Consider the following 13744-nt stretch of genomic DNA (forward strand, 5'->3'; position numbering starts at 1 on the left):
CGGCACCGGCCGGGTCACGACGAAATCCGATGCGGCTGGACAGGACACAGCGTCGACCCAGCACCCGCTAGTGGATCGTCACTGTCGCGTTCATCGAAACGGATGCGGCCTGAGCAAACGCGTCAACCCGCAAGTGATCATGTCCTCGGCCCCCTGCACGATGCTCGCGATCAGATCCGCGCAGGACGGAATGTCGTCGATGAGGCCCTGGACCTGTCCCGCGGTCCAGATACCGGCATCGAGATCACCGTCCTCGAGTACGCGCCGTCCCCGAACTCCCGCGACCAGATCGCGCACATCGTCGAACACTCCCCCGGCACGCTCGATCTCGACGACCTTGCGGCTGATTTCGTTGTTCGCGACCCGCGCGGTGTTGTGCATGGTACGAAAGAGCAGGCGCGTGTCGCGCTCGGAGTTCGCCACGATCTGTTCTTTGATCTTGGGGTGGATCGGGGCCTCTTCGGTGCACATGAACCGGGTGCCCATATTGATGCCGTCGGCCCCGAGCGCCAGGGCCGCGAGCAGACCGCGGGCGTCGGCGAAACCACCCGAGGCGATCATCGGGATATCGATCACATTCGCCGCCGCCGGGATGAGGATCAGGCCCGGCACATCGTCTTCGCCCGGATGGCCCGCACATTCGAAGCCGTCGATCGATATCGCGTCGACACCGATCTTCTGCGCTTTCACCGCGTGCCGGACGCTGGTGCATTTGTGCAGCACCTTGACGCCTGCGGCCTTGAACAACGGTAAGAACGGTTCCGGATTGCTGCCCGCGGTCTCCACGATCGACACACCGGAGTCGATGATCGCGCGGGCGTATTCCAAGTAGGGCGGCGGATTGATCGCCGGCAGGATTGTCAGGTTCACCCCGAACGGCTTATCGGTGAGTGCGCGAGTGCGCGCGATCTCCTCGCGTAGTGCCTCCGGTGTCGGCTGGGTGAGCGCGGTAATGAAGCCGAGGCCGCCGCCGTTGGCGACCGCGGCAACCAGTTCGGCTCGGCCGACCCACATCATGCCGCCCTGAACAATCGGATGCTCGATTCCGAACATTTCGGTGAATCGAGTGTGCAACATGGGAATTCTCCTTTGGCTCGCGCCATCGCGTCGGTCAGAAGGCGGCTTCGTCGAGGTGCATGATGTCGGTGTCGATGTTCTCGATAACGGTGCGCACCGCGGTCATCGACGGCAGGGTGTTCCTGGTGAACCACTGCGCGACGGCGATCTTTCCGGTGTAGAAGGGCCGATCGATGGCTATCGGCCCCTGGTCGAGCGCGCGCAGCGCGATCTGCGCCTGTTCGAGCAGACGCCATGCGATGAGCAGGTCGCCGGTCGCGTGCAGGAACCGCACCAGCACCAGCCCGACCTTGTAGATCTCGGTGGGCTCGTACGGTGCCGCGGTGAGATATGAGCGCAACGCGGTCATCATGGCGTGGAATTCCATCAGCGCGAATCCGAGCAGATCCTGTTCTGTCTGCAGTCGGCTGCCGACTTGCTCGCTGTAGGCGAATCGGGCGATCTGGGAGGTGACAAGTCGTAGCGTCGCGCCGTCGTCCCGAATGATCTTGCGGAAGAAGAAATCCTGCGCCTGGATCGCGGTGGTGCCTTCGTAGAGGGAATCGACCCTGACGTCGCGAACGTATTGCTCGACCGGATAATCCTGCAGATAGCCGGAGCCGCCGAAGGTCTGCAGCGATTCGGCCAGTACCTCGTAGGCGCGCTCGGAACACACCCCTTTCACGATCGGCAACAGCAGATCGCTCACCCGCCCGGCCGATTCCGCGTCGACGCCGAATTCGGCGTTGGCCAGCTCGGCGTCCTGGTAGACCGCACAATACAGATAAAGGGCCCGCAATCCTTCGGCGTAAGCCTTCTGCCGCATCAGACTTCGACGGATATCGGGGTGATGGAAGATGGTCACCCGTGGCGCGGATCTATCGACGATTCGCAGCATATCCGCGCCCTGCACACGGTGTTCGGCGTAGTCGAGGGCGTGCAGATAGCCGGATGAAAGGGTACCGGTGGCCATCGCGCCTACGCCCATCCGCGAGCTTTCGATCGCCCGGAACATCTGCGCGATTCCGTTGTGAACCTCACCGACCAGATAGCCGACCGCGGGATGTTCGGCGCCGAAAGTCAGCTCGCAGGTCGGGGCGGACTTGAGCCCCATCTTGCGCTCGAGGCCCGTGACGTACACGCCGTTGCGGTCACCCAATGCCATTGTCGCCGGGTCGAATAGGAATTTCGGCACCATGAACAACGACAGCCCCTTCGTGCCCCGGCGCGCCCCCTCGGGTCGCGCCAGCACCAAATGCAGCACGTTGTCGGTCGTATCGCCGAGATCGCCGCCGGAGATGAAGCGCTTGACACCATTGATATGCCAGCTGCCATCGGCTTGTCCGACCGCGACGGTGCGCCCCATGCCCACATCGGATCCGGCGTCCGGTTCGGTCAGCACCATGGTTGCGCCCCAACGCTTTTCCCACGCCCGGATCGCCCACTGCTGCTGGCGGGGCGTGCCCTCGTGATACAGCACCGTGTGCATCAGCGGACCGAGATTGAAGAAGTGCGCGGCCCGGTTGGCCGACATCAGCATCTCCTGAATCGCCCAGCGCAACGGGGCGGGTGCGTCCACACCACCCATGGCATGGGGCATGCCCAGCGCGGCGAATCCCGCTTCATTCAGTGCGGCCACCGACTTGCGCAGCGAATCGGGCACAACGACCACACGTCGGACGTGATCGAAGAACACCGGGTCGCGATCGGAGTCGACATAGGACGCGGCCACCGGCCCCACGGCCAGTTCGTATGCCCCCGCCAACAAGTTTCGCGCGACTTCGACATTGAGCATCGGATAGATCTTGCGTTCCAACTGCCGCCCGACACCGAGAACCTCGAACAGATTGAATTCGATATCGCGAAGATTGGTCTTGAAATGACTCACTGTGTCTCCCTTCGTCAGGCGGCGTGGCGTGTCTGTGCGACCGAAGCGCCGATGACAGCGGGCCGGCCACCGATCAGGGTGCTCAGGAACGCCTCCTGCGCCTTTCGCCCTCGCCTTGCGGCACGGTCGAGACCACCCGGAACGGTGCGGGCGATAAGCGAGCGCGTGAGGTTGCTCGGTGCGCGCAGGATCGGATACCAGGGCAGCACATAGGCGGGCAGACCTAGTCGGCGCATCGCCCTGGGCCCCAGGAACGTCGCGGCGATCGACAGATGCTGGGCCCGGGCGATCCTGCCACGCAACCACGGGAAGTTGCGGTAATGCCAGCGCAGCGGATCGTCGGCCATCGGCAGCGCCAGTTGCGGTGTGGTTTCGTCCGGATTGGTGATCGCCGACAGGGAGTGGTACAGCACCCGCACCGCGTCTCGAAAACTGTTGGGCAGGAAGCAATCCTCGACGCCGATGAGCCATCCGACGTAGCGGGTCAGGTGCGCGGCGGCATCCAGGTCGGTGCGCGAGGGCACGACACCCATCGCGAAGGCGCCGACGAACGGCGCGATCAATGCCCCGACCAAGGTCGCGGCCATATCGGTTTGGTTGATCGGCAAGCCCCAGTCAGCGCCCCGCCAGTCGGGCATCGCGGCGACATGCCGCCGCACAAATGCGTGAATCAGGCGCACGTGGATCGTGGACCGGTAACCGCGTCCGCCCGTCGCCAAGCCGTCCTCGACGGTCACATCCAGTGCCCACTGCAGGGTTTCGGCGAAGCGCTGGGCCGGGCCCTTTTCCAGCGCTCCGGTGCGGATCAAGGTTTTGTTGAACCCGGAGGCCAGGTATCCGCCGAGGAACGACACGTCGCGCGCGACGTAGACCCCGTCGGGGCCGCCCATCCGGAATACCCGGGCGCCGCGACGGAGTTTGTCCCGATCCAGCCACGGCGGCGGCGTCTCGATCCGAACGAAGAACTCGCGCAACGGTTCCGGGGCATCGGCAATGCTGTCGATACCGTGCTCCAGCGCGCTGTCGAACAGCGGGCGAGTGTGGACGATCCCCTCGCTGTACATCCACTCGACCAGGTCGTCCATCGGCGCATCGCCGACGACGAGCGAGGAGCCGAGGTGGTCCCATTGCTCGGGCGCGGGCAGCCGCAGTCCCAGCAACAGCGCAAACGGTCGCAGCCCTGGAACCCTACGCGGCGCGGTCGGGTGCCGAGTGGGGATAGTCGCAGTCATGCATTCGCCTTTTCAGTCGTTCGAGCAACGATTCGGGAGCAATGCGGGCGGGACCGCCGCACGCGTATCCGTCTCGGCACGCCTGGCATCGCCGTATCCCTTTCCCGGCAGCCCAACCCATTCGATGCACCGAAGATACAAGTTCTGTTTCATTGGGTCAACAAATACAAACTTGGAACGAACTCGCCATCAGAGCTTGTGAACAACGAATCCTGTTGACCTAGTGACTTTTCCGGAAACAGACCAGCCAGCACAGTTCGAATGCATCGAAGATGCAACTCTTGTTGCACCGATGCTTGTGGACTACATTCACCCCTCGGAGGCGTGCCCCCTCCGCGACTGCCCAACAGGAGCCACTTTGAGCAACAACCACCGCCACCGGCCATCGATTGCGATCGTAGGCAGCGGCTTCAGCGGGATCGGGTTGGCGATCCGGCTGATCCAGGCCGGATTCACCGACATGACGGTCTATGAGAAGGCTGCCGATATCGGCGGCGTGTGGCGCGACAACTCCTACCCCGGCGCCGCCTGCGATGCACCGTCACACTTGTATTCGTATTCGTTCGAACCGAATCCGGACTGGTCACGCCGCTTCGCCGAGCAGCCGGAAATCCTGCGGTACCTTCGGCACTGCGCGACCAAGTACGACGTCCTTCGTCATATCCGGACCAATACCGAGGTGGTCGGCGCGGACTACGACGCGGCCGAGCACGCCTGGACGTTGACGATGCAAGACGGCACGGTGGCCCGTGCCGACGTGCTGGTCACCGCATGCGGTCAGCTCAGCCGCCCGTCGATTCCGGATGTACCCGGCCTCGACACCTTCACCGGCACGGTGTTCCACTCGGCCACCTGGAACCACGAGCACGACCTTCGCGACCGCGACGTCGCGGTAATCGGCAACGGCGCGAGCGCCATTCAGTTCGTTCCGCACATCGCCGCACAGGCCCGTTCGCTGACCGTGTTCCAACGACAGGCGCACTGGATCAGCCCCAAACCCGACTACGTATACCCACGGCTACGCAAACGCGCCAACCGGTTGTTCCCGATACTCCAGAAGCTGCCGCGCCTGGCGATCTTCCTGTGGTTCGAAACGGTCCTCAACCCCATGCTGGTCTCACCGATCGGCCGAAAGGTGCTGTCCTGGCCGATCCGGATGTGGTGTCGATGGAATCTACGTCGCGTTCACGATCCACAAGCGCGACGCGCCTTGGTGCCGTCATATGAGCTGGGCTGCAACCGGATCCTGACCTCGAACGACTACTACGACACACTCAACCGGGAGAACACCACACTCGCCACCTGCCAGATCGATCGAATCGAAACCGATGCGCTGATCACAGACGACGGGCACAAATATCTGGCCGACACCATCGTCTTCGCCACGGGTTTCCGCTCGCACGACTTCGTTGCGCCGATGCGCATCACCGGATCCGACGGGCGAAATCTCACCCATGCCTGGCATGAGCGCCCGCGCGCCCATCTCGGGCTGACCGTTCCAGGGTTCCCCAATTTCTTTCTGATGTACGGACCCAATACCAATGTCGGTTCCGGATCGATCGTCCACATGCTCGAAAGTCAGATGAACTACATCGTCGACGCCGCCCGACACGTGGCGCGCCACGGCACCCTCGAGGTGCATCCCGATGTGCTCGAGGAATCCGACAACAGGACGCAGCGCCGATTGGCGACGACGGTGTGGAACACCGGTGGCTGTCACAGCTGGTACGTCGCCGCCACCGTCAACGGACCCGCCAATACCAATAATTGGCCCGGCTCGATGCGCGAATACCGGCGGCGCACAAGGGATGTGGATCTGCGCGACTATCGCCCCAGCTGATTGGCGCATGGATCGCCGGTAGTCATCGGGTGGCCGAAACACAGCGACCTATTGACACGATGTAACTACTTTCGTACTTTTGTTACATGGGCGCCGGATGCGACGGACTCGACGACGAGGTCATCGATGCCGCACTGGAGCGATTCCTCCAGATGGGTATTCGGCGCACCACTTTGGATGACATAGCCCAGGCCAGCGGCGTGGACCGCCCCATTTTCCATCGTCGATTCCCCGGCAAGGAGTGTTTGGTCGATGCCGTACTGACCCGTGAAGCAAACGCACACTACGCCGCCACCACAACTTTCGCCTCAGGTCGACGCGCCCGACTTCTTGCGCGTGCGACGGATTCCCGTGGTGGCGCGGGGCCTCTTGCCGGGCGTCGCCGCACTACCGGGACCACGCAGCATCAGCGGAACAATGGCCGCTCTGACGAAGTCGCGGGCCGCGTCGACATCACCGAAGTCTATGCCGGCGGCGGGCGTCAGCAGTAGCGAATGGGCAAGGCGGGCAATCAATTCGGCGACCGGTACCGGATCGTATGACTCGATCTCACCGCGCTCCTGCGCGGCTTGCAGAATGCTCGTGATGTATTCGACGCCCAGCGATACAACATCGGAACCACGGACCGTATAGAAGCTCAGTGCTTCTTCCGGCGCGACGTCGATCAGCTGCGTCACCAGCGGATGAGTCCGCGTGAGACGCAGAATGTAGAGGACTGTCTCTTCGATTTGCGCTTCGACACCGGAGGCGGTGGTCGCGATGACCGTCGCCTCGGCGAGTATTCGCTGTATCTCACGCGACAGCACGGCCTCGACCAGATTGTCCTTGCCCGAGAAGCGACGGTAGATGGTTACCCGGTTCACTCCGGATCGGCGCGCGATGTCATCCAGACTGCTCCGTCGAATACCTACCTGGAGAATCCGCTGCAACGCCGCGTCCATGATCCGCTCGTCCACTTCGTCGCTCTCCCGCATCATGTATCAAAGGTACAGAGTACGTTTCATTGGGTCAAAATGTTGGCCGATTCGGCAAGTACCTCGAATGCGATAGCGTCACAACTGCATCGATCGCGGCCAACAATGCACCTTATGTTGATACAGTGTTACAGCTCGCGGTATGGTGTGCAGAACCCTTCACCACGGCTGAAGCTTCGGACACGGGAGGGGGACTCGAGTGACGACGATGGACTCGATCCCATCAACTGTGACGGTCACGCGCAACGAGCGAACCTGCGCGTCGATCGCGCACGAGCACGAAATGATGAGTGCGATCATGACGGCTCTGCTCGAGGGCCGCAATGCCTCGGCGGTGCTACGCCTCAACGGTATGACTATCGCCGACTGGTATTCGGTACTGGCAGTCGATATCCCGATGCACCCGGAGGAGAGGCAAACCCCACTCGAACTGCAACAGGCGGCCAGAACGAGGCTCGACCGCGTGCACGCGGAACTGACCAGGCACGGCAGACAGCACGCATTGTCGATGCTCGGTAGCCGTGGCGGCACGATCCTGGTCCCCGCACCGCATACACCCGAACTGTTCACGCTCACCGCGCGCCTATCCGCAAGCGCCGAGGTGCCGATCACCGCGACCGCGGTGAATGTTCCGCACCACGAGGTCCCAGCGGGCGCGGATCGGGCACACGAACTGCTCGACATCGTCCATCGCCTCCGATACGCCCCGGGTCTGTACCGCTCCCAAGATCTGGCATTGGAATATCAACTGACCCGCCCTGGCCCGGCGAACGACGAATTGGCCGTACTTCTCGACCCACTCGACCAATTCCCCGATCTGATGCAGACGCTTCGGCTGCATCTCGCCAATAAGAACAACCGGCAGCGCACCGCCCGCGCGTTGCACGTGCACGCCAACACCATCGACTACCGACTCAAACGCATCAAGCAGCTCACCGGATTCGACCCAGGGGAACCGGGCGGCAACTGGTATCTGCAATCCGCGCTCTTGGTACGTACCTATCGAGCGACGATTGCGAATCCGCGGTCGTAACCGAAAATGGAAGGCCCGGAACCGACTTCCGGGCCTCCACTCCGGCTCCGGCTGGGATGCGAATGGCACCGGAACCAGATCCGCTCGGGGCAGCCGGCGAATCGGGCAGTTGCGGAAGAAACACCTTCCGATTTCGCCGCCGAGCGGAGATCATCGGGCTCCGGTCGGTCCGCGGAAGCTCGCTCGGCGCACCGACTGGAGCCCTTGATGATGTGGTGGGATCCGCCGAGCGAGCTGTGGCGTCGGCCGCGGACCGTAGCTCCACCTCCTCAATGTACGTAATCCATTGCTGCAGAGGATATTTAGAACACGACACTGGAAACCTGCCGAACGACCAGCGCTGCCTGTGCGGCAAACTCACACCGCCGCATCGTTCGCGCCACCGGTGCGGTAAGTCGCCTCCCACGCCATCACATTCACCGCATAGGCCATCGAGTTGTTGTACCGAAGGATCGCGCGGGTCAGTTGATCGGAATCGCGCATATTCAGACCGCCTTCGCACAGATACCTGCCTGCGGCCAGGGTCGCGTCGTACAGATTCTGCGGATCGGCGATGCCGTCGCCGTTGCCGTCGGCCGCGTACTGCTGCCAGGTCTGTGGGATGAACTGCATCGGACCGATCGCGCGGTCGTAACCCGTCAGCCCGTCCAATGCACCGCCGTCCGAGTCCACAATGACGGCATTACCGGCCAGATTGCCGTCCAGAGCGGGGCCGTAGATCGGCGTCAACGGATCACCCGCGGTGTCCATGGTCCCGCCGAAGGCATGGCCGGATTCGATGCGGCCGATCGCGGCCAGCAGCGACCATGGCAGTTCGCAGGTAGGGCGCTCGATCGCGAGTATGCGTTCGGCATTCATATAGGCGGCCGCGGCGATTTCCGGAATTGTCGACGACCCGGCTACGGCGGCAACCGGGTGCCTACCGAGTGGCGGATCGGCGGGGATCGCGGCCGGCTCCGAAGTCGGCGGTTCGGGTGTTTGCCTGACTTCGCGCAGCGGCTCGAGTTCCGGAAATGGTGCCGCCGCAACTGTCAGCGTTCGCGCCGGCGACCGGACAACGAACGAAATTCCAGCGGTATCGGTCTGCACGACGTCCGGTGAGGTTCCGGCCGCCATTAATCCGGTGGGCACTAATCCGGTCAGCGCTATTACCGAGCTGCGGCGTGCGAACCGAGGCGAATTTCTGCGATGGCGTCCCACGATACAAAGTCCTCCAACACCTTTCCAGGCCTCGTGGCGGCACAACAGTGAAATGCTATCGCGCTGAATACATCTCGGTTATTTTCTTGTGAAACGATCCGGCCGAAACGCCGTATCTATCGGCGAATTTCCAAGAGCCGCCAGGCGAACGACAATGAATTGTCACGTCGCAGGCGAACAGCTCAGGCAGCGTGGTTGGCATGCGGGGCGGAAGCCCCGATGACGGCCTTCTCCGTACCGATCAAGGTGTGCAGGAACGCTTCTTGTGCGCGGCGGCCATGGGCGGCGGCCCGATCGATCCCGCCGGGCAGAATGCGCGCGAGCAGACTGCGCACAGCATTCGCAGGTATGCGCGCCAGCGGATACCACGGCGGCATATAGGCGGACAGGCCGAGCTGGCGCATCGCATTCGGGCCGAGGAAGGTACTCGCTATCGAAAGGTGCTGAGCGCGTGCGAATCTGCCACGCAGTCCGGGCAAATTCCGATAATGCCAGGACAGTGGATCGTCTGCCATCGGGACGGCCAACTGTGGCGTGGTCTCGTCGGGATTGGTAATGGCCATCAGCGAGTGGTAGAGAATTCGCACCGCGTCACGAAATCCCGTGGGCAGGAACTGATCCTGTACCCCGATGAGCCAGCCGACATACCGAGTCAAGTGTGCCGCGGCATCGAGATCGCGCGGCATCGGAACGATACCCATCGGCATGGCCCCCACAAACGGCGCTATCAGCGCACCGACAAGCGTTGCGGCCATATCGGTCTGGTTGATAGGCAGTCCCCACTCCACACCGTCCCAGTCCGGCATCGCCGCGACATGTCGGCGCACGAAGGCATGAATCAGCCGAACGTGAATGGTGGACCGATAGCCCTGCCCCAACGGTGCCATGCCACCATCGGAGGTCACGTCAAGTGCCCATTGCAATGTCTCGGCGAACCGGCGCGCGGGCCCCTTTTCCAGCGCGCCGGTGCGGATCAGCGTCTTATTGAATCCGGATGCGAGATACCCACCGAGGAACGAGACATCACGAGCGATGTAGAGACCGTCCGCGCCACCCATCCGGAAAACGCGCTCACCATGGTGGACCTTGTCCCAGTCCAACCACCCCGGCGGATTCTCGACTCGAACGAAGAACTCGCGCAGCGGTTCCGGCGCATCGGACACGCTCGCGATGCCACCGGCGAGCGCCTGCTCGAAAAGCGGGCGGGTCCGATCCATCCCCTCGCGGAACATCCAATCGACCAGCGAGTCCATCGGTTCGTCGCCGACCAGCAGCGATTCACCCAACTCGCACCACTGTTCGGTTGACGGTTTGCGCAGACCCAGCAACAGCGCGAACGGCCGTAGGCCCGGAACGCCGCGCGGTGCCGCGGGATGCCGTAGTGGAACTGGTTGATTCATAGTTGCTCCCCTTCGAGCGCATCGCGACTCACCATCGTGCATCAAAGATACCAACACCGTTACATTGGGTCAATGCTGGAGCGACTGGCCCGATGTGCCCTGCAGCGATAAGTCCCCGGCACTCGATCGAAAACGGGATCATCGGGAGCATTTTCTGCCTCCGATGGTCCCGATTCGTTTTTTGGCACGCCTATGACGAGCCGGACGAGAGCAGACCGATAACTCCGTACAGCATTTTCAGCATGCCGTTGCCGACGGTATCGATAATTCCGGAACCGGTATCGAACAGCGGTTGAGTGGTCATTACCCCTCCAAATATGTTGTATCGACTGGACATTCGTGACCATACGCAGCGTCCAGAGCGGTCCACAACCGAGTACGCGGAACTCTGTGAAGGCACCCGAACGACTCGACGAAATCGTTTGGCACATTCCCGAAGCCACCATATCCTGACCCACGTGTCATGAAAGTAGGTGTTTGAGTACGGTTCCGATTTCACTGCGAGGCAACGTGTCCAAGAAGTGCACGTCCTGCGGCACCGATAGGCGGCCGAGCCGGTGCCGGATGTAATGCCGGACCGCATCCGGATCCAGGCCCGCGCCATCCCAACGCACCACGAAGGCGGCCACGCGCTGGCCGAGGTCGCCATCCGGCACTCCAACCACCGCGGCCTCACGGACCTGCGGCAGCGCTTCCAGCGCTTCCTCCACCGGACGCGCAAACATGGTTTCGCCGCGAGACACGATCATGTCGGTGGCCCGACCGACGACGAACAGGCGACCCGCGACATCCATGAACCCGAGGTCACCGCTGTCGATCAGGCCCGCGCAATGCTCGGGTGGCGGCGCATCGGCATATCCGTTGAACAACATGTGATTTCGCACGAAGATCCGTCCGATGGCGCCGATCGGGACCGGCCGCAGATCCGGCCCGAGTACTGCCACCGTCGTACCGCGAGGCGGCCTGCCCACGGTGCCCGGAGAAATCTGGAGATCGACCGGGTCGGCAATCGATACCAGGGCGGCCTCGGCGGATCCATACACGTTGTAGAGGATGTCGCCGAAAGTGTCCATGAACCGTAGTGTCGTCTCGCCCGATAGCGCCGCACCGCAGCTGACCACCGTCCGCAAACTCGAAATGTCGTATCGGGTGAGCACCTCGAACGGCAGATCCAGCAGTCCCCGTAGCAGCGAGGGTACGACAACCATTGCGGTGACCCGGTTTTCGGCGATGTGCCGCAGACAATCCTCCGGCCCGACCCGTTCCGGCAGCACCACCGTGGCACGCAAGGTGATACCGACCTGGAGCCCGGCCAGACCCCAGCTGTGCGAGAGGGGCGCCGCGATCAACATCGTCTCGGTCGGCCGCAACGGAATCCGCGACAGCAGGGCCGCGACCGCGCGACAACCCCGCGCTCGCGGCGTCCACGCGCCCTTGGGTGGGCCACCGGTTCCCGAAGTCGGTACGACCAACCGACCCCGCCGCAGTGGTCCACCGAAACCTCTGTGCCCCAATGCGATGAGGTTTTCGACCGAAACCCGTCCCGGCACCCCGGAGCGTCCGTCGCAGCTGTACACAGGAACGTCCGAATTCACCGCGTGGACCATCGGCTCGAGGTCACCGTCGACGAATAGCGCCGATACCGAGCCATTTTCGACGATCGCCGCGATCCGATCCGGGGCAAGCCTCTGGTGCAACAACACCAGGTCGACCCCGACCCGACCGGCGGCGACGATACATTCCACCATCTCGAGGTGGTTGCGCGACAGCAGACCGACCGTGTCCCTTGGTCCCAGACCGAGTGCCGTCAGCGCCGCGGCCAGCTTGCGACCGCGCCGGTGCATCTCGACGAAGGTGCAGACACCCCAGTCATCGACAATCGCGGCCCGATCCGGCGCGCGCAAAGCCGCGACCGCGTAGCCGCCGGTCGGCGTGCACCCCCACCAAGCCAACCCCGCCAACTGCCGGACGGCGAGGTCCGGCCGCCATCGCAGCATTCCGGTCGCCAGGATTCGCCGGGCCACATAGGCACGCCGACGAAGCTGTGACCGCTGATCAGCGCACAACACCGACGTCGGCACCCATCCCGCGTGATCGGCGACCCGTTCCAGCCCCGCCTTCGTCCACCGCACGACGGCCGCGTTACCTAACCGCCCGAGCCCGGGATGAACGCGGCCGGGCCCGAAAAACGTGACGCCAACGCGGGTAACGGCGCCCTCGCTGCGTATACCCACCGTCACAAAGCAACCCAGCTCATCGCACAGCAGGTCGAAGCCCTCGTATTTGCGGCCGACCATCAGTTGCACACGCACCGTGGCGATCCCAGTGTCCGGAGTGCCGATACGGACGGAGAGAATCGGGTGACCATCGACCATATCCACCTGTTCACACGCACCGACGCCCGACCACAGTCTCGGATACAGCCGCGGATCGACCAGCACGGCCCACAACGCATGCCGGGGAATCAAGAATTCCTCGACGACCTCGACGACCTCGGAAACCACGCATCCCCCTCGGCTCCAGCCAATGGTCCGCGAATCAAATGCCGAACCGACTGGGTATGCCGAATTCTCGACGCAGTGCACGATGCTTCGAAGCCATCGACTGTGCAGTCCCACAGCGCGAGTGGACGAAGGTCCGAGGCGTCGGTGACTACGGGTTGTCGCCCTGGACCGATCCCGTGTCAGCAGAGTCGGTCACTGCCGATCGAGCTCGGTGCGTCAGCCGCGGGCATTGGTGACGACTGGCACCAGGTACCCGCGCGCGAACTCGGCGAGCTCGTCGTCGGACCGTAGCGGTGTTGTGCCGTGCGGGGCCAGGATGAGTGAATGGACTACGCGGCAGACGATTTCGGCGCGGGTCATCAGGTCGCCGAACTCGGCGAGTAGTCCGCGCTGGACCGCGCGTTCGAGTGTGGTGGCGGTCGCGGCGACACACATGGTGAAGGTAGCGGCGCCATCGACCGTGAGCTTCATGATCACTCGCTCGGGTTCGATCGCCAGCATTCGTTCGACCATCGGATGGGTACGCCAGCGCGTGACGACCGTGACGAATATGTCGGCGACGAGATCGTCGATGCTGTTGTGCCTTTCTGGCATTGCGGCGATTTCCGCCAGCAGAG

9 protein-coding genes and 2 pseudogenes are annotated in these 13744 nt (G+C 63.2%); 3 read left to right on the top strand and 8 right to left on the bottom strand.

What is annotated here, in order from left to right:
• Window positions 1-90: 90 nt before the first annotated feature.
• From ON44_RS14785 to ON44_RS14795, 3 genes are read right to left on the bottom strand one after another with little or no spacing between them, the layout of a single operon-like run.
• Window positions 91-1077 carry an NAD(P)H-dependent flavin oxidoreductase gene (locus tag ON44_RS14785; RefSeq protein WP_040690287.1) on the bottom strand — a complete coding sequence of 329 codons (987 nt, stop codon included), beginning with the start codon at window positions 1075-1077 and terminating at the stop codon, window positions 91-93.
• 34 nt (window positions 1078-1111) lie between these two features.
• Window positions 1112-2944 (bottom strand): acyl-CoA dehydrogenase, encoded by a 1833-nt coding sequence (locus ON44_RS14790; RefSeq protein ID WP_040690289.1) that lies wholly within the window; start codon window positions 2942-2944, stop codon window positions 1112-1114.
• Between the two features lie 14 nt (window positions 2945-2958).
• Entirely contained in the window at window positions 2959-4176 is a 1218-nt protein-coding gene (locus ON44_RS14795) for an oxygenase MpaB family protein (RefSeq protein ID WP_040690290.1), read from the bottom strand.
• A 358-nt stretch (window positions 4177-4534) separates the two neighbouring features.
• On the opposite strand from ON44_RS14795, the gene ON44_RS14800 reads away from it, so the two are divergent.
• Both ON44_RS14800 and ON44_RS54020 read left to right on the top strand, forming a co-directional pair.
• A complete protein-coding gene (locus ON44_RS14800) occupies window positions 4535-6016 on the top strand; it encodes a flavin-containing monooxygenase (RefSeq protein WP_040690292.1) in 1482 nt (493 codons plus the stop codon).
• An 86-nt stretch (window positions 6017-6102) separates the two neighbouring features.
• Window positions 6103-6264 (top strand): annotated as a pseudogene (locus ON44_RS54020) (helix-turn-helix domain-containing protein); the annotation flags it as partial.
• Window positions 6265-6324: 60 nt separating this feature from the next.
• Here ON44_RS54020 and ON44_RS14810 read toward each other — a convergent pair.
• The gene (locus ON44_RS14810) at window positions 6325-6993 is read right to left on the bottom strand and encodes a TetR/AcrR family transcriptional regulator (RefSeq protein WP_063721569.1); all 669 of its coding nucleotides are present in this window, start codon (window positions 6991-6993) and stop codon (window positions 6325-6327) included.
• 295 nt (window positions 6994-7288) lie between these two features.
• Between ON44_RS14810 and ON44_RS14815 the strand changes: the two genes are divergently transcribed.
• Window positions 7289-8023, top strand: a complete 735-nt coding sequence (locus ON44_RS14815) for a PucR family transcriptional regulator (RefSeq protein WP_157187157.1) — start codon at window positions 7289-7291, stop codon at window positions 8021-8023.
• A 357-nt stretch (window positions 8024-8380) separates the two neighbouring features.
• Here the strand turns inward: ON44_RS14815 and ON44_RS14820 are convergent, their stop codons facing one another.
• From ON44_RS14820 to ON44_RS14835, 4 genes and pseudogenes are all read right to left on the bottom strand, one after another.
• Window positions 8381-9223: a lytic murein transglycosylase gene (locus ON44_RS14820; protein ID WP_040690297.1), complete on the bottom strand. Its 843-nt coding sequence runs from the start codon at window positions 9221-9223 to the stop codon at window positions 8381-8383.
• A gap of 182 nt (window positions 9224-9405) precedes the next feature.
• Complete coding sequence (locus ON44_RS14825; protein ID WP_040690299.1) at window positions 9406-10623, bottom strand: oxygenase MpaB family protein; 1218 nt, start codon at window positions 10621-10623, stop codon at window positions 9406-9408.
• Between the two features lie 461 nt (window positions 10624-11084).
• A complete protein-coding gene (locus tag ON44_RS14830) occupies window positions 11085-13127 on the bottom strand; it encodes an AMP-binding protein (RefSeq protein WP_040690301.1) in 2043 nt (680 codons plus the stop codon).
• Window positions 13128-13343: 216 nt separating this feature from the next.
• Window positions 13344-13744 (bottom strand): annotated as a pseudogene (locus tag ON44_RS14835) (TetR/AcrR family transcriptional regulator); the annotation flags it as partial.

The organism is Nocardia vinacea NBRC 16497, assembly GCF_000308835.1.
GTDB classification, from domain to species: domain Bacteria; phylum Actinomycetota; class Actinomycetes; order Mycobacteriales; family Mycobacteriaceae; genus Nocardia; species Nocardia vinacea.

Coding starts and splice junctions, on each gene's coding strand:
- ON44_RS14785 (WP_040690287.1), bottom strand. CDS start 1,077: ATGTTGCACACTCGATTCACCGAAATGTTCGGAATCGAGCATCCGATT.
- ON44_RS14795 (WP_040690290.1), bottom strand. CDS start 4,176: ATGACTGCGACTATCCCCACTCGGCACCCGACCGCGCCGCGTAGGGTT.
- ON44_RS14810 (WP_063721569.1), bottom strand. CDS start 6,993: ATGATGCGGGAGAGCGACGAAGTGGACGAGCGGATCATGGACGCGGCG.
- ON44_RS14815 (WP_157187157.1), top strand. CDS start 7,289: ATGACGGCTCTGCTCGAGGGCCGCAATGCCTCGGCGGTGCTACGCCTC.
- ON44_RS14825 (WP_040690299.1), bottom strand. CDS start 10,623: ATGAATCAACCAGTTCCACTACGGCATCCCGCGGCACCGCGCGGCGTT.